The sequence below is a fragment of the Microbacterium algeriense genome, from assembly GCF_008868005.1.
In the GTDB taxonomy this organism is placed as follows: domain Bacteria; phylum Actinomycetota; class Actinomycetes; order Actinomycetales; family Microbacteriaceae; genus Microbacterium; species Microbacterium algeriense.
The window spans coordinates 160,051-176,108 of the sequence record NZ_WAAO01000003.1 but is presented as its reverse complement, the minus strand read 5'-3'; the positions used below and the strand labels follow the sequence as shown (position 1 = coordinate 176,108).

Genomic DNA, 16,058 nt, shown 5'->3' with positions numbered 1-16,058 from the left:
GGTTTTGTGCCGACGCCGCTTCAGTCCTTCCGGCTGCTGGCCTGTCGCGACCCAGCCGAGGTATGCTCGTAGCACGGCGGGCAGTAGCCCTCGGAGCCTGGCAGTCTTCCGGACGGTATGACGAGCCAGGCTCACGTGTTTCTACAGCCGAGTGACCCGGGATTCGACGAGCGCTTCGACGCGACGGATCCAGTCGCCCCCGTTCGAGTAACACCAGGCGACGGCATCACTCACCCAGAGCAGCGGATGCTCGTGCGGAGCGACATGCCGGTACTGCATCTCCGAAGATCCAGCGCGGCGGATTGTGTCCGCGATCAGACGGCGGTCGGCGCGCTCGAGGGACTCATCGCGTTCGATGATCAGTTGCGCCACACCTGCGCGGACGGCCGCTTCAGCGAGGGCGTCGAGTGACAGCGGTCGCGCTTCCTTGTCTGGTCGCTGTTTGACAGCCCACACGAGCACCCGAACCTCGAGAGCGCACATGCGCGAGAGGATCTGGCGGCGTCGACTGTCGCTCTCACTCTTGAAGTGGATGCGTCGCTGGCCCGGCTTGAGGAGATCACGGAGCGCCCGTTCGGACGCCTGGACGTCACCGACTGTGGTCGCGGTCGCAACGACGTAGTACCCACGGGCCTTCGACTCGTCGACGTAGACGCGGTCAGCGGGGCGGAAGGTCACTTCTCCACCGTAGAGCGCAGCTCGGACGTGACCCGACGAGTGTCCGCTGTCCCACGGCGCACGACTCATAATCGTGAGGTCGCGGGTTCAAGCCCCGCTCCTGCTACAGACGAAAACCCCCGGTGAAGCCGGGGGTTTTGTCGTTCCAGCCTCAGCGGTACACGGCGGCAGCCTCCGGAGCCGGTTCGCCGACCCGCCCCCGGATGAACACGAGCAGCACGAGGCCGGTGACGATCACCGCCGGATTGCCGAACGCGGCGAACGCGGCGATGGGTCCCTCGACGGGATACGCCACCTGGAGGAAGATACTCGGATCCGTGCTGGCGTGTAGCAGGATCGGCGCGATGATCGTTCCCGTGACGCGCATCGCGAGGTACATGCAGATGCCGAAGGCGAAGGTGTACACCAGCTGGAACAGCGTGGCGACGAGGTTCTGCCCGCTCAGCAGGTTGCCCGCGTGGAGTCCGGCGAACACCGCGGCGGAGATGACGGCCACGATCAGCTCGCGGTAGCCGGCCTTCCGAAGCAGCGTGACGACGAGCCCGCGCGTGAGGACCTCCTCCGCGAAGCCGATGAGGAGTCCGGCGAGCAGCCAGGTCGCCACGACGTCGAACCCGATGTCCGCGTAGTCGGTCGATGCGAAGCGGAGGATGTTGAAGACGAGGACGACCGCGACCGCGATCCACATCCACCCTCGCCCGGTGATCGGCTGCCGCGAGAAGAGTTCACCGAGCCAGCCGACGGATGCGGCAAAGCCGATGACCAGCAGGCAGCCGACGAGGATCGGGAGCACGTAGAACACCAGCACGCCAGCGGCGCTGCTCGGATCGTCGATCTGCGTGGCGAGCGGCGTGAACGCGAGAGAGAGCGCCTGATAGAGCACGAAGTACACGACGACGAGGACCAGGGCCCGCCACCACCCGCCCTTCTCCCAGAAGCGCTTCCAGGCGTGCTCGGCGCGGGATGTGGTCATGGTGACTCCTGAAGTGAGGGACACGTTCTCGGTCAGTGTGACGCACCGAGCCCGTCGCGTCCACCGGTGTGTGTTCAGCGCGCCCCGCGTCCCCCGCCGCCGCGTCGAGCCGGTGGGGGCAGCCGCGGGATCGGGATAGGACGCGTGGCGCGCGACGTGTCGTGGAAGCGCTGCACCGCACTGAGAACCTCCGACACCGAGGAGTATCGGAGCGCGAGCGGGAGGTCACGGCGCCAGAGCACCTCGACCTCGGTGGGGGCGTCTTCGTAGACCTGGCACACCACTCGTCGGTGGTCGCCCTCCGGATAATGCCGGTCGACGACCGCCCAATCCGTGGCGCTGACCTGTTCGAGGGCGAACCGCGGGTCTGCAATCGGCTCCATGATTCTCCTGACTGTCCCCACAGTGCAGGATGCGCGATGCGCGGACGGAGCGACATCCCCTTGACACCGCCGCGGACATCCGGGGCGGTGTCAAGGGGATGCCGCCGGTTCACCGCAGTGGGGACACTGGATCTCCCACTCGAGAGAACGGAGCTGACATGTCGGACACCAGTGCAGACCAGGACGACCGGGGCGAAGTCGAAGCGCTCGGGGCCGACCCCGACTTCCCGACGACCGACCCCGATCCCGACGTCGACGAGTCCTCGTCGTCTCCGGCCGAGGAGGACGACGAGGACGTCGAGGTGTCGGACCTGCCCTAGGCGGGCGTCATCGCGTCACAGGCGCCGTGCCGGGTCCTCCGGTGCGGCGTCTGCGTGCGGGAGCCCGGCGCGCGCCGTTCCGCGCTGCTCAGCCTCCAGGCGCTCGGCTTCCTCGCCGCTGATCGCCTCGCCGCGGGCGACCAACCCCGCCTGATCCGACAGCGGGATCTGCTTCAGGAAGAGCGAGAGCACGAGCGCGAGCACGATGAACGGCACGAGGTACCAGAACACGGGCGCCAGGGCATCGGCATAGGCCGTGACGATGCCGTCGCGCACCTCATCCGGCAACCCGCTCAGGGTGGACGGATCGATCCGGGAGGCCGCGTCCGATGCGTCCTCCGGAGAGGCTCCCGCGCCCGCGAAGACACCCCGCAGGTTCTCGGTGAGCCGGGTGGTGAAGATCGTGCCGAAGACGGCGGTTCCGAGCGATGCTCCCACCTCGCGGAAGTAGTTGTTCGTGCTGGTCGCGGTGCCGAGCTCGCCCGCCGGGACGGCGTTCTGCACGACGAGGACGACCACCTGCATGATGAGGCCGAGTCCCGCACCGAAGACGAACAGGAAGGTGCAGATCAGCCAGATCGGCGTCGAGGCGGACAGCGTGGTCATCGACACCATCGCGATGCCGGTGATGATCGTGCCCAGGATCGGGTAGATCTTGTACCTTCCGGTCTTCGAGATCGCGATGCCCGAGAAGATCGACGTTCCCATCAGACCGACCATCATCGGGATCATCAGAAGTCCGGATGCGGCGGCGGAGGTGCCGGAGGACATCTGCAGGAAGGTCGGCACGAACCCGATCGCGGCGAACATCCCGATGCCGAGCACGAGCCCGATGGCGGTGGCGTTGACGAAGATCGGATTGCGGAACAGGCTCAGCGGGATGATCGGATCCTGCACGCGCGACTCCGTGATGACGAACGCCGTCGCGGCGACCACGAGGCCAGCGCCCCAGGCCCACGTGGCGAGGGAGTCCCAGCCGAACTCGGCGTCGCCGCCGAAGTCGGTGAAGAAGATCAGACAGGTCGTGGCGATCGAGAGGAAGATGACGCCGAAGATGTCGATCGGCTTCTCGGCCTTCTTGCTGGGCAGTTTCAGCGCGACGAGCGCGATGATGAACGCCGCGATCCCGACGGGGATGTTGATGTAGAACGCCCACTGCCAGGTCATGTGATCGACGAAGAACCCGCCGAGCAGCGGGCCGGCGACCGCGGAGAGACCGAAGACCGCGCCCAGCGGCCCCATGTACTTGCCGCGCTCGTTGGCGGGGACGATGTCGGCGATGATCGCCTGCGAGAGGATCATCAGGCCGCCGCCGCCGAGTCCCTGCAGGGCACGGAAGACGACGAACATCCAGAAGTCGGTGGCGAACGCGCAGCCGACCGAGGCCAGGGTGAACAGGGCGATCGCGACCAGGAAGAGGTTGCGCCGACCCAGGACGTCGCCGAACTTGCCGTAGATGGGCATCACGATGGTCGTGGCGAGCAGGTAGGCGGTGGTGATCCAGACCTGGTGATCGACGCCGCCCAGCTGGCCGACGATCGTCGGCATCGCGGTCGACACGATGGTCTGATCGAGGCTGGACAGCAGCATGCCTGCGATGAGGGCGCTGAAGATGATCCAGATGCGGCGCTTCGTGAGCAGGAACGGCGCATCCTGGTGGACGGTGGTGGACATCAGTCGGCTTTCTGTGACGGTGCGTAGAGCGAGCGGACGAGGACGAGGCGCCTCGTCATGAGGTCGGCGAAGGATGCGGTCGACTGGTGGTGCACGAGCTGATCCATGCTCATCCGCACCAGGGCGCCGACGGTGTGCACGATGACCTCCGCACGGAGGGAGGCGTCGTCGTCGTCGAGACGCCGGAGGATGAGGTCCCTGTCGCGCTGTTCGTTCTTCGCGATCTGCTCGAACGCGGCCTTGAGCAGGCGCGGCTCGTGCTCGATCACGGCGAACAGGGCCGGGGCGTCGTCGACCGGGTTGAACAGCTCGAAGCGACGCACCGTCAACCGGACGAAGTCCTCGATGATGTCTCCGTGCGCCGCGGCGAACTCCTCTTCGAGCTCCTCCTGGCGGGAATCGACCGTCGCGAATCCGAAGACCGCGTTCTCCTTGCTCTCGAAGTAGTTGAAGAAGGTGCGCCGCGAGACGCCGACCTCCGCGCACAGCTCCTCGATCGTGAACCCGGCGAACCCTCGCTCCGTGGTCAGTCGACGGGCGGAGTCGGTCAGCGCCCGCGACGTCTCCCGCTTCCGCTGCTCCCGCAAGGACTCTGCACTGTCGCTCATGGAGTGCAATATTGCACTCTTAACCTTGGAGTGCACTGTGAGGTCCGTACGGGGCGACCGGCGAAGAAATTCAGACGAATCTGTGACGATCCCCACCCGGCATCCGTCCTAGGAGTGTCGCTGGACCGCGACCTGCTCTCCGCACGGGAGGCGGACACACGGATGAAGGAGCACATGATGGCGAACGTGACTGGTGGCACCCAGCCCAAGGCTCAGGTCGTCGCATCGCAGCCGGGGACTGCTGCGGGCAAGACCACGATCGAGGACGCGGTGGTGGCGAAGATCGCCGGCATCGCCGCCCGTGAGGTCAGCGGCGTCTACGCGCTCGGCGGGGGAGCCGCGCGCATGGTCGGGGCGATCCGGGACGCGCTCAACACGACCGACCTGTCACAGGGCATCAGCGTCGAGGTCGGAGAGACGCAGGTCGCGGTCGACGTGACCATCGTCGCCGAGTACCCGGTCTCGCTGCAGAAAGTCGCCGACGACGTGCGCACGGCGATCCACCGCGCGATGGTCGAGCTCGTCGGCATGGACGTCGCCGAGGTCAACGTGACCGTCAACGACGTGCACATCCCCTCGGACGACGAGGGCGACGGCGCACAGGAGGCGCGAGTCCAGTGAACGCGTCGGTGATCGGAGCGGCGGCCGCGGCGGTTCTGGCGTTGACCTGGGTCGCCCTGGGTTTCTGGGCATTCCTGCTCGTGGCGCTGGCCATGCTGATCGGCGCGGTCGTCGGCCGCATCATCGACGGCCGTCTCGACGTCCGGGCGCTCGCCGAGGTCTTCCGCGGCCGGCGCTCGTCGTCATGACCGGCGGGACCGAGGGTGAGCGCTCAGCGGAGGTCGTCGTGGGGGCGACGATCTTCACGGCTCGCGCGCTGCAGCAGCTCGCCCTCGGCATCGCCCGCGACGCCGCCCGGGTGTCGACCAGAGACGTGCGCGTGCAGCTCTCGGATGACGGAGGCGCCCTGCGCATCGACGTCACGGTTCCGGTCGCGATGGCGTCCTCGCGAGGTACCACCGTGATCGAGACGGGTGACGCCCTGCGGGCCGAGCTCATCGACCGGATGCGACGGCTCGCCGGCCGCGAGGTCCGCACTGTGAACGTCCGATACTCCGGCGTCCGCCGGAACACAGAGAAGAGGGTGAGATGACGAACGAGCAGGCGACCTACCGTCGCGTCCTCCGCCGTGAGACGCATTCCCCGCGCACCGCGCCTGCCGTGGCTGTGGCCGCCGTCGGCGCGGTCGTGCTGCTCGCCGGGCTCGCAGGAGGAGTGTGGTGGCTGGTGGATCCCGCATTCCGCGCATCGGCGGCCCGGTGGTTCGACGGCGCTTCCGCGCTCGCGGCCCAGCCGGCTGCCGCGATCGCCGTCGGTGCGGTGCTCGTGCTCCTCGCGGTCCTGCTCCTGGCACTCGCCGTGCTTCCGGGGCGGCGGTCCCGCCGCGCCCGCATCGCCGATCGCACGGCTCTGCTCGTGGACGACGGCGTGATCGCGGACGCGGTCGCTGCTGCGGTCGCGCGGCGCACCGGCGCTGAGCGCGGGCGGGTGTCCGTCACCATGGGGCGGCGCACGGTCACCGTGCGGATCGTCCCGACGAGCGGTGTGGCCGTCGATCCGGCCGCGGCCGAATCGGCCGTCCACGACACCCTCGCGGAGGTCGGCTTCTCGTCGGCAACGCGCGTGGTCGTCTCGACGGAGGGAGTCGTCGCATGAACGCCACGAACCGGGTGATGAATCGCGTGCTGCTGTTCCTGGCCGGCGTCGTCCTCCTCGCGGCGGGCATCGTCGCGCTCGCGGCGGGCATCCTGGCGGGTGGGGATCCGCCGGTGTGGACGCGAGAGCCCCTGCGGGTGATCACCGACGTGTGGTCGTCGCTCGCGCGGTGGACGGTCGACGTCGCCGGGGTCGGACCGGTGTCCGTGCTGCTGCTGATCGCCGTGGGGACGGCGCTCCTGCTCACGGTGCTGCTGCTGGTCTTCCTCGGCACCCGGGGGAGAGGACGGACCAGAGAGGTCCTCGAGGTCGACGGAGTCGGCGGACGGACCGCTGTCGACAGGAGCGTGGCGGACGCCGTGCTCGCCGAGCCCTTGAGCCGCCGACCGGACGTCCTCGCGGCGCGCGCAGGCGCCTACCGCGTCCGGCGCGCACCCGCGATCGAACTCGCGGTGACGGTGCGGCCGGGAGCACCGCTCGGTGCGGTGGTCGCCGCGGCGCAGGCGGCTGTCCGCGAGTGGGATCAGCTTCTGGGATCCCGCGTTCCGATCCTGCTGCACCTCGCCGATCGAGGTTGGCGGGACTCGTTCCGCACGGCGACGCGAGTCGAGTGAAGGGTGATCCCGATGGACGAACGCGTGATCGTGCGAGAAGACTCGGCCCCGAGATCCGGTGGTCGGAGAGGAAAGGAGACGCCATGAGTGCGGAAGACAAGATCAAGGCTGCGGCGGAGAAGGTCGCCGGCAAGGCGAAGGAGACCGTCGGCAAGGTCACCGGCGACGACCGGCTCGTCGCCGAAGGCAAGTCCGAGCAGGCCAAGGGGAACGTCCGTGACGCGGCCGAGAACGTCAAGGACGTGTTCAAGAAGTGACGGCGGCGGGGAGAGGCCCGAAAGGGTCTCTCCCCGCCCCTTCCAAGGTCCGTGGGAGAGGATCCGATCCGGTGACGTTCGCGTTCCGAATCTCGTGGGGGATCCGAGTGGGGAGTGGGGTAGATGGAAGACGAACGCTTTCGCAGAGCGCTCGAGCACGCGGATGATCGCATCGTCGCCGGGCGGGCGGCGGACGGGGACGTCGAGGCGTTCGCCGTCCTCGTGCGCAGGTACACGCCCATGATGCGCGCGTACACGCAGCGGATGCTCAACTCCTCCGCGGATGTGGACGACATCGTGCAGGAGTCGTTCGTCACCGCCTGGCAGAGGTTCGGCGAGCTCGAGGACCTCTCGAAGGTCAAGAGCTGGCTGATGCGGATCGTGAGCCGCAAGGCGGTGGACCGGATCCGCGCCCTCCGCCCCGCGGTGGACATCGATTCCATCGACCGCCCCGCCCCGCTGCACACCTCCCCGTCGGCCGTCGTCGAGATGCGGGCGGGAGTGGCTGCGCTGGGGGCAGCCCTGCGCGAACTCCCGGACGCCCAGCGCGAATGCTGGGTCCTGCGGGAGATCGGCGGCTACTCCTATGAGGAGATCGCGGAAGAGCTCGACATCCCGGTCTCGACCGCGCGAGGACTGCTCGCTCGGGCCCGGAAATACATGATCGTACGGATGGAGGAGTGGCGATGACCGACGACAGGGAGGTCCCGGAGATCCGCCGGCTCGGACTGGAACCCACCGATCTGGACGGGCACACGATCGAGGAGCTCGCCGACTATCTGGATGCGGGGAGGACGCCGCGCGACCGCTCGATCGAGGAGTCGCCGGGGTGCCAGCTCGCCCTGGACGCGCTGCAGAGGCTGCACGGCCTCGGCTCGGAGCTGCTGGACGCCGAAACGGCGGCGGAACCCGAGGTCGATCCGACCTGGGTCGAGCGCGTCCTCAGCGGCATCGCGATGGACGCCAGGGCAGGACGGCGCATCCCCTTCGCGTCGGAGGAGCCGGACACGGACCTCGGGATCACCGAGGGTGCGGTGCGCGGCCTGATCCGCGCGGCCGAGGCCGCCGTGCCCGGGCTGCTGATCGGGCGCTGCCGATTCACCGGCGATGTGACGGCGGCCGGCGCTCCGATCCGCATCGAGATCGATGCGAGTGCCGTGCACGGCCAGTCGATCCCGGCGGTGGCCGACCGTCTGCGGGACGAGGTCGATCGCGCCCTGCGCACGCACACGGAGCTGAACGTGACCGCCATCGACATCGCGATCCGCGATATCCGGGAGGTGCCGACGTGGACGGAGGAGAAGCCATGACCACCACGGAGCAGGCGGTGCTCGCCGCCGAGATCGAGGGCGCGGTGCGGGCGACCGCCGGTGTCAGCGCCGTGTACCGCTCCGCCTCCGTGATCTCGCATCTGCTGCGAGCCGGTGCTGCCGCGCTGGGCGTCCGTCCGGAGGACGAGCCGCTCGTGTCGGTGGCCGAGACGGAGGTCGGCGTCGCGGTGGAGGCCTCGATCGGCGTCGAGTCGCACACCAGGTCCGGGGACACGCTTCGCGCCGTGCGCGCGGCCGTCGATGCCGTGCTCGAGAGGCAGGGCGTGCGGCGGGAGAGCCTGACGCTCACGGTTGTGCACGTCCACGCGGCGGCGCCGGAACCGGTGGTCTGACCGGCGCGGAGCGCGTGTCGTCCGTGCAGCGGACGGCACGCGCTCCGCTCGCCGGTCAGAGCGCCGCGCGCAGGCCGTCGACGAGCGGCGTGGTCGGGCGGCCGATCAGACGCGACAGGGTGCCGTCGGTGTCGGCGAGCGCGCCGTCGCGGATGCCCGCGTCCAAGGCGGCCACGAAGCCCGCCGTCCCCTCGTCCAGGCCGGCCTCGCGCAGGGCGGCCAGCTGCTCGTCCACGCTGAGGGCTCGATATGAGACGGGGCGTCCGGTGATCTCCGAGAACGCGGCGGCGAGGTCGCTGTAGGTCCACGCCACGTCGCCACCCAGCTCGTAGACCTGGCCGATGTGGCCGTCTTCGAGTGCCACGACCGCTGCCGCCTCGGCGAAGTCCTTGCGGCTCGCCGAGGCGACCCGCCCCTCGCCGGCACCCGCGGCGAGCACACCCGTCTCGGCCGCGCGGGCGAGGTCGGCGGCGTAGTTCTCGGTGTACCAGTTGTTGCGGAGGATCACCGCGGGGAGCCCGGCCGCGGCGATGAGCTCCTCGGTCGCCTTGTGCTCGGGAGCCAGGACGAGATCGCTGGTGGTGGCCTTGGGGGCGCTGGTGTAGATGAACTTCGCGACACCGGCGTCCTTCGCCGCCTCGATGACCGCCCTGTGCTGCGCGACGCGCTGGCCGACCTCGGAGCCGGAGACGAGCACGACGGTGTCGATGCCGTCGAGCGCGGTCGCGATCGAGGCGGGATCGGTGTAGTCGAGGTGGACGGCGCGGACACCCAGCTCCGCAGCCTTCGCGGTGTCGCGGGCGCCCGCGACGATCGACTGCGGGTCCGCACCGCGCTCCTGCAGGGCGGCGATGATCAGACGGCCGAGGTTGCCGGTCGCGCCGGTGACGAGGATGGTCATGAGGGGTCCTTTCGTAGGTGACCTCCTCGACAACCGCTCTCGCCCTGGTGACCATTCCGTCTGCGGGGTACCCACTTTGACGTAAGGTACCTACATGTCGGTGAGTTTTGCGCAGATCAAAGAGACCACGCCGTTCGCGTTCGACAAGAACTGCGGCACCCGGGTGGTGCTCGACCACATCATGAGCAAGTGGGGCGTGCTCGTGCTGTCGTGTCTCTCCGACGGCACCCGTCGCTGGGGAGAGCTGCGGCGGGAGGTCGACGGCATCAGCGAGAAGATGCTGGCCTCGACGCTGCGCACCCTCGCCGACGATGGGCTGGTGCACCGGGAATCCCTGCCGACCGTGCCCCCGCACGTGGAGTACAGCCTGACGCCGCTGGGTCGCGATCTGATGGAGCGCATGCTGCCGTTGATGCAGTGGGTCGCCGATCACGCCGACGGGATGCTCGAGCGGTCCTGAAAGTACGGATTCCTTTGCGAACTCGCGCAAGGACCTACGCAATTCGTCGCAGAAAGAAAGTCTTGACGCGATAACGGTGGCACCCCTACTGTCTGAGACATGGCTACGACGCCCATTCACCTTGAACGACCCGACGGCAAGGGACTGGCGGCAGGAACCCTCGGTCTGTGGGGATCCACCGTCATCGGTCTCGCTTCGACCGCTCCGGTCTATTCGCTCGTCGCGACGCTCGGCTTCGTGGTGCTGGCCGTGGGTGCGCAGGCGCCCATCGCCTTCATCATCGCTTTCGTCCCGATGCTCCTGATCGCGTTCGCGTATCGCGAGCTCAACAACGCCGTCCCCGACTGCGGCACCACCTTCACGTGGGGCACCAAGGCGTTCGGGCCCTGGGTCGGCTGGATGGGCGGGTGGGGCGTTGCCGTCGCGGGGATGGTCGTCCTCGCGAACCTCGCCCAGATCGCGTCCGTCTACTTCTGGTCGCTGATCGGCCAGGACCTGGAGAACAACGACTGGCGCGTCGTCGTGGTCGCCGTGATCTTCATCGCTGCCATGACCTGGGTCAGCTGGCGAGGCGTCGAGATCGGCGAACGCATCCAGAACGTCCTGCTCGCGATCCAGTACCTCGCGCTGGCGATCTTCATCGTCGCGGCGCTGTGGCAGTTCTTCGCCGGCACGGCCCCCGGCGCCACCGCGTTCGACTGGGAGTGGATGAACCCGTTCGCTTTCACGGACTGGTCCGGCTTCACGGAGGCGATCCTCCTCGCCCTCTTCATCTACTGGGGCTGGGACACCTGCCTCGCGCTGAACGAGGAGACCAAGGACCCCAAGCGGATCCCTGGACGCGCTGCGCTGCTGACCACGGTCATCCTGCTGGTCACCTACGTCGCCGTGACGATCGCCGCGATGATGTACGCCGGGCTGGGCGAGGACGGCACGGGGCTGGGCAACGAGGCCAACGCCGACGACTTCTTCCTCGCGATCAAGGACGGCCTGCTCGGCCCGTTCGGCTGGGTGCTCGTGGTCTCCGTCATCATCTCCGCGATCTCGTCGACCCAGACGACCATCCTGCCCACGGCCCGGGGAACCCTGGCGATGGGCGTCTACCGGGCGCTCCCGGCGAAGTTCAAGGATGTGCACCCGGTCTACAAGACGCCGTCGTTCTCCACGATCGTGATGGGCGTGGTCGCCTCCGCGTACTACGTCGGCATGACCCTGATCAGCGACAACATCCTGCAGGACTCGATCCTGTCCCTCGGTCTCGCGATCGCCTTCTACTACGCCATCACCGGTTTCGCGTGCGTCTGGTACTTCCGCAGGGACCTCACGTCCTCGGCGCGCGACTTCTTCTTCAAGGGGCTGTTCCCGCTGCTGGGCGGAATCATGCTCACGGGAGCCTTCATCCAGTCCGCGATCGACATGTGGGATGTGGACTACGGCTACACGGTGCTGTTCGGCATCGGCGGCACGTTCGTGATCGGCGTCGGCTCGCTGGCGTTCGGTCTCGTGCTGATGTTCCTCTGGTACCTCTTCCCGCGGTCGAAGCGGTTCTTCCGCGGCGAGAGCCTGAACCGCGACACCGAGGTGATGGTGCCGGACGAGCCCGCCGTGACGATCCGCTCGATCGACGGCGGGATCTGACCCGACCGGACGGCAGAGGGCGTTGTCCTAGGCTTGCTTCGTGCGCATCCGGCTCGACATCGCCTACGACGGCACCCACTTCCGCGGGTGGGCGAAGCAGCCGACGCCCCGCACGGTCCAGGGGACCCTCGAGGCTGCGCTGGCTCGCATCGTCGGCTCCGACGTGCAGTTCGTGGTGGCCGGTCGCACGGACGCCGGCGTGCATGCCAGCGGCCAGGTGGCGCACGTCGACCTCGACGAGAGGCAGTGGTCGCGGATCGAGGCCAGGCACGGACGCGCCCCACAGGACCCGGCCGGCACCATCGCCGGACGCCTGCGCGGCGTGCTCGGCGCGTACTCCGATGTGACCGTCTTCCGCTCGTCGATCGCCCCCGACGGATTCGACGCCCGGTTCTCGGCGGTGTGGCGGCGATATCGCTACCGCCTGGCCGACGAGCAGTCCGGCTACGACCCGCTGCGCCGGCTCGACACGACCAGCATCCGCGGACGCCTGGACGATGCGGCGATGGACGCCGCCGCCCGCACGCTCATCGGTCTGCATGACTTCGCCGCCTACTGCAAGCCGCGCCCGGAGGCGACGACGATCCGCACGCTGCTCGACTACCGCTGGGCACGCGATGCCGACGGGGTGCTCGTCGCCGAGGTCAAGGCCGACGCCTTCTGTCACAGCATGGTGCGCGCGCTCGTCGGCGCCTGTGCGGCCGTCGGCGAGGGGCGCCTCGACGTCGACGACCTCGCCGTGCTGCGGGACGCCCTGACGCGGACGAGCGAGTTCAAGGTGCTGCCGGCGCGGGGCCTGACCCTCACCGAGGTCGGCTATCCGACTGACGATCTGCTGTCGGCACGAGCCGAGCAGACCCGAGCCCGGCGCGACGCCGCCGCGGGCGACTGAGCCTGCGGCGCGCGCGCCGATACGGAGCCCTGCCACAGCCGAGGCGAGTAGCGTGGGCACGGTCATGAAGGTCATCTCCTACAACCTCCAGAAGCACCGCGCGGCAAGTGAGCTCGCGGCCCTCGTCGGCGAGCATGATCCGGACATCCTCTGCCTGCAGGAGTGCGACGTCCCGGCGCTGCCCCCGGAGATCGGCGACCTGGTGCTCGCGGATGCGACCCAGGGCAACCGTCTGGGACTGGCGCTGTTCTATCGGGCGAGCACCTTCCATCTCCAGGCCATCCGCACACTGGGGCTGAAGAAGTCGCTGCATGACCGCATCGCGAAGCCGGCGCACGAGCGCGTGCTGGGGGCGAGGCTCCGCGACATCGATGACGGTCAGGACTTCATCGTCGCGTCCTTCCACGCCGCCCCGCTCACGGCCCTGAACTCGCTGCGCCGCCACCAGATCCGCGCCGCTCTCACGGAGCTCGCAACGCTCGGCGACGGGCTGCCGCAGCTCATGGTCGGCGACTACAACTACCCGGTGTTCAAGGAGAGTCTCGGGCAGGCGGTGCGCGACCACGGTTACGCGCTGTCCCTCAGCGACGACCACACGTACACGCGGTACCGGGTGTTCCGCGGCCACTACGACTTCGCGACCTCCTCCGGCTTCGAGATCGAGCGCATCACGACCCTTCCGCAGGGACTGAGCGACCACCGCCCGATCCTCGTGACGGTCAAGCCCGACTGACCCCGTTCGGCGGTGGGTTTGGGCATACGGCCCGCGTGGCGTATGATTTCCCTTTGGTGCCTTTCCCCGTCCGCGGAGAAGGGGCATCGTCCGAACGTGAGCCCTCCACTGGCGTGTTCCCATCTCGACAGGCTCGATGAGCCAGAGATGACGAACCACCCCGGAGTGGGATTCACGAACCTCTCCGTTCGACACAAGAAAGCAGCACTATCGTGACGCGCACTTACACCCCCAAGGCTGGCGAAGTCCAGCGCGATTGGGTCGTCATCGACGCCACCGACGTCGTTCTCGGCCGTCTGGCTTCGCACGCCGCTACGCTCCTGCGTGGCAAGCACAAGCCGACCTTCGCCAACCACATCGACTCGGGTGACTTCGTCATCATCGTGAACGCCGACAAGGTCGCGCTCACCGGTCAGAAGCTCCAGAAGAAGCTGGCCTACCGCCACTCCGGTTACCCGGGCGGCCTGAAGTCGGTCACCTACGCCGAGCTTCTCGAGAAGAACCCGGTCCGCGCTGTCGAGAAGGCCATCCGTGGCATGCTCCCCAAGAACAGCCTCGGCCGCCAGCAGCTGTCCAAGCTCAAGGTGTACGTCGGTGGAGAGCACCCGCACGCCGCGCAGCAGCCCCAGCCGTACACCCTCGACCAGGTCGCCCAGTAAGCGCCGTAAAGACTAAGGACATACTCGTGGCTGACATCCAGGACACCACCGAAACCCCCCAGAGCTTCTCGACCTCGACTCCGGAGACCGAAACGGTCGAGGCGGCTCCCCGCCCCGTGCTGAGCGTCCCCGGTGCCGCTGTGGGACGTCGCAAGCAGGCCATCGCCCGCGTGCGCCTCATCCCCGGCTCGGGCACCATCACGGTCAACGGCCGTACGCTCGAGGACTACTTCCCGAACAAGCTGCACCAGCAGCTGATCAACGACCCGTTCACGGCGCTGAACCTCGCCGGCGCGTACGACGTCATCGCCCGCATCTCGGGCGGCGGCGACTCCGGCCAGGCCGGTGCGCTGCGTCTCGGCATCGCTCGTGCGCTGAACGAGATCGACGCGGAGAACAACCGTTCGACCCTCAAGAAGGCCGGCTTCCTCTCCCGTGACGCTCGCGTCAAGGAGCGCAAGAAGGCCGGACTCAAGAAGGCACGTAAGGCGCCTCAGTACTCGAAGCGTTAAGGTCCACTGCTCCGATGCCGATCTTTGGCACGGACGGCGTGCGAGGACTCGCCAATGGCATCCTCACCGCCGACCTGGCGCTCACCCTGGCCCAGGCGACAGCTGTCGTCCTGGGCCAGGGCCGTACTGCGGAGGCTCGCAAGGCCGAAGGCAAGCGACTCACCGCAGTTGTCGCCCGCGACCCCCGGGTCTCGGGACACTTCCTCACCGCTGCCGTCGCCGCGGGACTCGCGTCCTCGGGTGTCGACGTGCTCGAGGCCGGTGTCATCCCGACGCCCGCGCTCGCATTCCTCGTCGCCGACCGCGACGCCGACTTCGGCGTGATGATCTCCGCGTCGCATAACGCGGCGCCCGACAACGGCATCAAGATCTTCGCCCGCGGAGGCCGCAAGCTGCCCGATGTGGTCGAGCAGCGCATCGAAGAGGCCATGAACGGGGAGATGCTGCGCCCCACCGGCGCCGGGGTCGGCCGCATCGACCGCTTCTCCGACGCGGAGGACCGCTACGTCGTCCACCTGCTCGGCTCGCTGCCGAACCGTCTCGAGGGCATCCACGTGGTGCTCGACTGCGCGCACGGTGCCGCATCCGGTGTCTCGCCCGAGACGTTCCGCGACGCCGGGGCCGAGGTCACCGTGATCGGTGCCGACCCCGACGGCTGGAACATCAACGACGGCGTCGGCTCGACCCACCTCGACAACCTCGCCGAAGCCGTCGTCCGCCTGGGCGCAGACATCGGCATCGCCCATGACGGCGACGCCGACCGCTGCCTCGCGGTGGACGCGCAGGGCAACGTCATCGACGGCGATCAGATCATGGCGATCCTCGCGGTGTCGATGAAGGAGCGCGGTCGCCTCACGGACGACACCCTCGTCGCGACCGTGATGAGCAACCTCGGCCTGCACGTCGCGATGCGCGAGCACGGCATCACCGTCCGGCAGACCGCCGTGGGCGACCGCTACGTGCTCGAGGACATGAACGAGGGCGGCTACGCGCTGGGCGGTGAGCAGTCCGGCCACGTGATCATGAGCGAATACGCGACCACGGGCGACGGCATCCTCACCGGTCTGCACCTGGTGGCCGAGATGGCACGGCAGAACAAGTCGATCGCCGAACTGGCCTCGATCATGACCGTCTATCCGCAGGTCCTCATCAACGTGCGCGACGTCGACAAGGACCGCGTCTCGGACGACGAGGTCGTCCAGCAGGCCGTGCGCGACATCGAGACCGAGCTCGGCGACACCGGGCGCGTCCTCCTGCGCAAGTCCGGGACGGAACCGCTGGTGCGCGTCATGGTGGAAGCCGCCGACGCGGAGTCGGTGCACGCCTACGCGGGACGCCTCGCCGAGGTCGTCCAGGAGCGGCTCTCGCTCTGACCGC

General features: G+C 68.5%; 23 protein-coding genes and 1 tRNA gene. 18 read left to right on the top strand and 6 right to left on the bottom strand.

Features of this window, described 5'->3' with window-relative positions; translation table 11 throughout:
* Positions 1–141: 141 nt before the first annotated feature.
* Complete coding sequence (locus F6A08_RS14620; RefSeq protein WP_124894937.1) at positions 142–678, bottom strand: hypothetical protein; 537 nt, start codon at positions 676–678, stop codon at positions 142–144.
* 9 nt (positions 679–687) lie between these two features.
* Between F6A08_RS14620 and F6A08_RS14615 the strand changes: the two genes are divergently transcribed.
* Positions 688–786: transfer RNA gene (locus tag F6A08_RS14615), tRNA-Met, on the top strand.
* A gap of 43 nt (positions 787–829) precedes the next feature.
* Here the strand turns inward: F6A08_RS14615 and F6A08_RS14610 are convergent.
* A complete protein-coding gene (locus F6A08_RS14610) occupies positions 830–1,651 on the bottom strand; it encodes a CPBP family intramembrane glutamic endopeptidase (RefSeq protein ID WP_124894938.1) in 822 nt (273 codons plus the stop codon).
* A 74-nt stretch (positions 1,652–1,725) separates the two neighbouring features.
* On the bottom strand, positions 1,726–2,034 hold the full coding sequence (locus F6A08_RS14605; protein ID WP_017203719.1) for a hypothetical protein: 309 nt from the start codon (positions 2,032–2,034) through the stop codon (positions 1,726–1,728).
* 158 nt (positions 2,035–2,192) lie between these two features.
* Between F6A08_RS14605 and F6A08_RS17700 the strand changes: the two genes are divergently transcribed.
* Complete coding sequence (locus tag F6A08_RS17700; RefSeq protein ID WP_017203718.1) at positions 2,193–2,354, top strand: hypothetical protein; 162 nt, start codon at positions 2,193–2,195, stop codon at positions 2,352–2,354.
* Between the two features lie 15 nt (positions 2,355–2,369).
* On the opposite strand, the gene F6A08_RS14600 is transcribed toward F6A08_RS17700, so the two are convergent.
* Both F6A08_RS14600 and F6A08_RS14595 read right to left on the bottom strand, forming a co-directional pair.
* A complete protein-coding gene (locus tag F6A08_RS14600) occupies positions 2,370–4,028 on the bottom strand; it encodes an MDR family MFS transporter (RefSeq protein WP_124894939.1) in 1,659 nt (552 codons plus the stop codon).
* Complete coding sequence (locus tag F6A08_RS14595; protein ID WP_151459836.1) at positions 4,028–4,636, bottom strand: TetR/AcrR family transcriptional regulator; 609 nt, start codon at positions 4,634–4,636, stop codon at positions 4,028–4,030. Before F6A08_RS14595 ends, F6A08_RS14600 begins: the two co-directional genes overlap by 1 nt.
* A gap of 177 nt (positions 4,637–4,813) precedes the next feature.
* On the opposite strand from F6A08_RS14595, the gene F6A08_RS14590 reads away from it, so the two are divergent.
* The 9 genes from F6A08_RS14590 (at position 4,814) to F6A08_RS14550 (ending at position 8,886) form a co-directional block, all read left to right on the top strand.
* Complete coding sequence (locus F6A08_RS14590) at positions 4,814–5,257, top strand: Asp23/Gls24 family envelope stress response protein (protein WP_083513060.1); 444 nt, start codon at positions 4,814–4,816, stop codon at positions 5,255–5,257.
* Positions 5,254–5,445 (top strand): DUF2273 domain-containing protein, encoded by a 192-nt coding sequence (locus F6A08_RS14585; RefSeq protein ID WP_017203713.1) that lies wholly within the window; start codon positions 5,254–5,256, stop codon positions 5,443–5,445. Before F6A08_RS14590 ends, F6A08_RS14585 begins: the two co-directional genes overlap by 4 nt.
* On the top strand, positions 5,442–5,789 hold the full coding sequence (locus tag F6A08_RS14580; RefSeq protein ID WP_151459834.1) for a hypothetical protein: 348 nt from the start codon (positions 5,442–5,444) through the stop codon (positions 5,787–5,789). The genes F6A08_RS14585 and F6A08_RS14580 overlap by 4 nt, the downstream gene beginning before the upstream one ends.
* On the top strand, positions 5,786–6,352 hold the full coding sequence (locus F6A08_RS14575) for a hypothetical protein (RefSeq protein ID WP_151459833.1): 567 nt from the start codon (positions 5,786–5,788) through the stop codon (positions 6,350–6,352). The genes F6A08_RS14580 and F6A08_RS14575 overlap by 4 nt, the downstream gene beginning before the upstream one ends.
* Positions 6,349–6,966: a hypothetical protein gene (locus tag F6A08_RS14570; protein WP_151459832.1), complete on the top strand. Its 618-nt coding sequence runs from the start codon at positions 6,349–6,351 to the stop codon at positions 6,964–6,966. The genes F6A08_RS14575 and F6A08_RS14570 overlap by 4 nt, the downstream gene beginning before the upstream one ends.
* A gap of 83 nt (positions 6,967–7,049) precedes the next feature.
* Positions 7,050–7,223 carry a CsbD family protein gene (locus tag F6A08_RS14565; RefSeq protein ID WP_017203709.1) on the top strand — a complete coding sequence of 58 codons (174 nt, stop codon included), beginning with the start codon at positions 7,050–7,052 and terminating at the stop codon, positions 7,221–7,223.
* Positions 7,224–7,346: 123 nt separating this feature from the next.
* Positions 7,347–7,913, top strand: a complete 567-nt coding sequence (locus tag F6A08_RS14560) for an RNA polymerase sigma factor (RefSeq protein ID WP_017203708.1) — start codon at positions 7,347–7,349, stop codon at positions 7,911–7,913.
* A complete protein-coding gene (locus F6A08_RS14555) occupies positions 7,910–8,533 on the top strand; it encodes an Asp23/Gls24 family envelope stress response protein (protein ID WP_151459831.1) in 624 nt (207 codons plus the stop codon). The genes F6A08_RS14560 and F6A08_RS14555 overlap by 4 nt, the downstream gene beginning before the upstream one ends.
* On the top strand, positions 8,530–8,886 hold the full coding sequence (locus F6A08_RS14550; protein ID WP_151459830.1) for a hypothetical protein: 357 nt from the start codon (positions 8,530–8,532) through the stop codon (positions 8,884–8,886). The genes F6A08_RS14555 and F6A08_RS14550 overlap by 4 nt, the downstream gene beginning before the upstream one ends.
* A 55-nt stretch (positions 8,887–8,941) precedes the next feature.
* Here F6A08_RS14550 and F6A08_RS14545 read toward each other — a convergent pair whose 3' ends face one another.
* Positions 8,942–9,787, bottom strand: a complete 846-nt coding sequence (locus tag F6A08_RS14545) for an SDR family oxidoreductase (protein WP_124894947.1) — start codon at positions 9,785–9,787, stop codon at positions 8,942–8,944.
* A gap of 94 nt (positions 9,788–9,881) precedes the next feature.
* Between F6A08_RS14545 and F6A08_RS14540 the strand changes: the two genes are divergently transcribed.
* The 7 genes from F6A08_RS14540 to glmM all read left to right on the top strand — a co-directional run bounded on the left by F6A08_RS14540 (position 9,882) and on the right by glmM (position 16,054).
* The gene (locus tag F6A08_RS14540) at positions 9,882–10,247 is read left to right on the top strand and encodes a winged helix-turn-helix transcriptional regulator (RefSeq protein ID WP_017203705.1); all 366 of its coding nucleotides are present in this window, start codon (positions 9,882–9,884) and stop codon (positions 10,245–10,247) included.
* A 99-nt stretch (positions 10,248–10,346) separates the two neighbouring features.
* Positions 10,347–11,885 (top strand): APC family permease, encoded by a 1,539-nt coding sequence (locus F6A08_RS14535; RefSeq protein ID WP_151459829.1) that lies wholly within the window; start codon positions 10,347–10,349, stop codon positions 11,883–11,885.
* A gap of 40 nt (positions 11,886–11,925) precedes the next feature.
* Positions 11,926–12,777 carry a tRNA pseudouridine(38-40) synthase TruA gene (truA, locus tag F6A08_RS14530; protein ID WP_151459828.1) on the top strand — a complete coding sequence of 284 codons (852 nt, stop codon included), beginning with the start codon at positions 11,926–11,928 and terminating at the stop codon, positions 12,775–12,777.
* Between the two features lie 64 nt (positions 12,778–12,841).
* A complete protein-coding gene (locus F6A08_RS14525; RefSeq protein ID WP_124896804.1) occupies positions 12,842–13,510 on the top strand; it encodes an endonuclease/exonuclease/phosphatase family protein in 669 nt (222 codons plus the stop codon).
* Between the two features lie 212 nt (positions 13,511–13,722).
* A complete protein-coding gene (gene rplM / locus F6A08_RS14520; protein WP_017203702.1) occupies positions 13,723–14,169 on the top strand; it encodes a 50S ribosomal protein L13 in 447 nt (148 codons plus the stop codon).
* A 26-nt stretch (positions 14,170–14,195) separates the two neighbouring features.
* Positions 14,196–14,681: a 30S ribosomal protein S9 gene (gene rpsI / locus F6A08_RS14515; RefSeq protein ID WP_151459827.1), complete on the top strand. Its 486-nt coding sequence runs from the start codon at positions 14,196–14,198 to the stop codon at positions 14,679–14,681.
* Positions 14,682–14,695: 14 nt separating this feature from the next.
* Positions 14,696–16,054 (top strand): phosphoglucosamine mutase, encoded by a 1,359-nt coding sequence (gene glmM / locus F6A08_RS14510; protein WP_017203700.1) that lies wholly within the window; start codon positions 14,696–14,698, stop codon positions 16,052–16,054.
* The last annotated feature ends 4 nt before the right edge of the window (positions 16,055–16,058 follow it).

Excerpts from the sequence above, each read along its gene's own strand:
- F6A08_RS14595 (WP_151459836.1), bottom strand. The coding sequence starts at position 4,636 with ATGAGCGACAGTGCAGAGTCCTTGCGGGAGCAGCGGAAGCGGGAGACG.
- F6A08_RS14560 (WP_017203708.1), top strand. The coding sequence starts at position 7,347 with ATGGAAGACGAACGCTTTCGCAGAGCGCTCGAGCACGCGGATGATCGC.
- F6A08_RS14565 (WP_017203709.1), top strand. The coding sequence starts at position 7,050 with ATGAGTGCGGAAGACAAGATCAAGGCTGCGGCGGAGAAGGTCGCCGGC.
- glmM (WP_017203700.1), top strand. The coding sequence starts at position 14,696 with ATGCCGATCTTTGGCACGGACGGCGTGCGAGGACTCGCCAATGGCATC.
- F6A08_RS14555 (WP_151459831.1), top strand. The coding sequence starts at position 7,910 with ATGACCGACGACAGGGAGGTCCCGGAGATCCGCCGGCTCGGACTGGAA.
- F6A08_RS14535 (WP_151459829.1), top strand. The coding sequence starts at position 10,347 with ATGGCTACGACGCCCATTCACCTTGAACGACCCGACGGCAAGGGACTG.
- F6A08_RS14605 (WP_017203719.1), bottom strand. The coding sequence starts at position 2,034 with ATGGAGCCGATTGCAGACCCGCGGTTCGCCCTCGAACAGGTCAGCGCC.
- F6A08_RS14575 (WP_151459833.1), top strand. The coding sequence starts at position 5,786 with ATGACGAACGAGCAGGCGACCTACCGTCGCGTCCTCCGCCGTGAGACG.
- F6A08_RS14580 (WP_151459834.1), top strand. The coding sequence starts at position 5,442 with ATGACCGGCGGGACCGAGGGTGAGCGCTCAGCGGAGGTCGTCGTGGGG.
- F6A08_RS14525 (WP_124896804.1), top strand. The coding sequence starts at position 12,842 with ATGAAGGTCATCTCCTACAACCTCCAGAAGCACCGCGCGGCAAGTGAG.
- F6A08_RS14550 (WP_151459830.1), top strand. The coding sequence starts at position 8,530 with ATGACCACCACGGAGCAGGCGGTGCTCGCCGCCGAGATCGAGGGCGCG.
- F6A08_RS17700 (WP_017203718.1), top strand. The coding sequence starts at position 2,193 with ATGTCGGACACCAGTGCAGACCAGGACGACCGGGGCGAAGTCGAAGCG.
- F6A08_RS14610 (WP_124894938.1), bottom strand. The coding sequence starts at position 1,651 with ATGACCACATCCCGCGCCGAGCACGCCTGGAAGCGCTTCTGGGAGAAG.
- F6A08_RS14590 (WP_083513060.1), top strand. The coding sequence starts at position 4,814 with ATGGCGAACGTGACTGGTGGCACCCAGCCCAAGGCTCAGGTCGTCGCA.
- F6A08_RS14545 (WP_124894947.1), bottom strand. The coding sequence starts at position 9,787 with ATGACCATCCTCGTCACCGGCGCGACCGGCAACCTCGGCCGTCTGATC.
- F6A08_RS14540 (WP_017203705.1), top strand. The coding sequence starts at position 9,882 with ATGTCGGTGAGTTTTGCGCAGATCAAAGAGACCACGCCGTTCGCGTTC.
- F6A08_RS14600 (WP_124894939.1), bottom strand. The coding sequence starts at position 4,028 with ATGTCCACCACCGTCCACCAGGATGCGCCGTTCCTGCTCACGAAGCGC.
- F6A08_RS14570 (WP_151459832.1), top strand. The coding sequence starts at position 6,349 with ATGAACGCCACGAACCGGGTGATGAATCGCGTGCTGCTGTTCCTGGCC.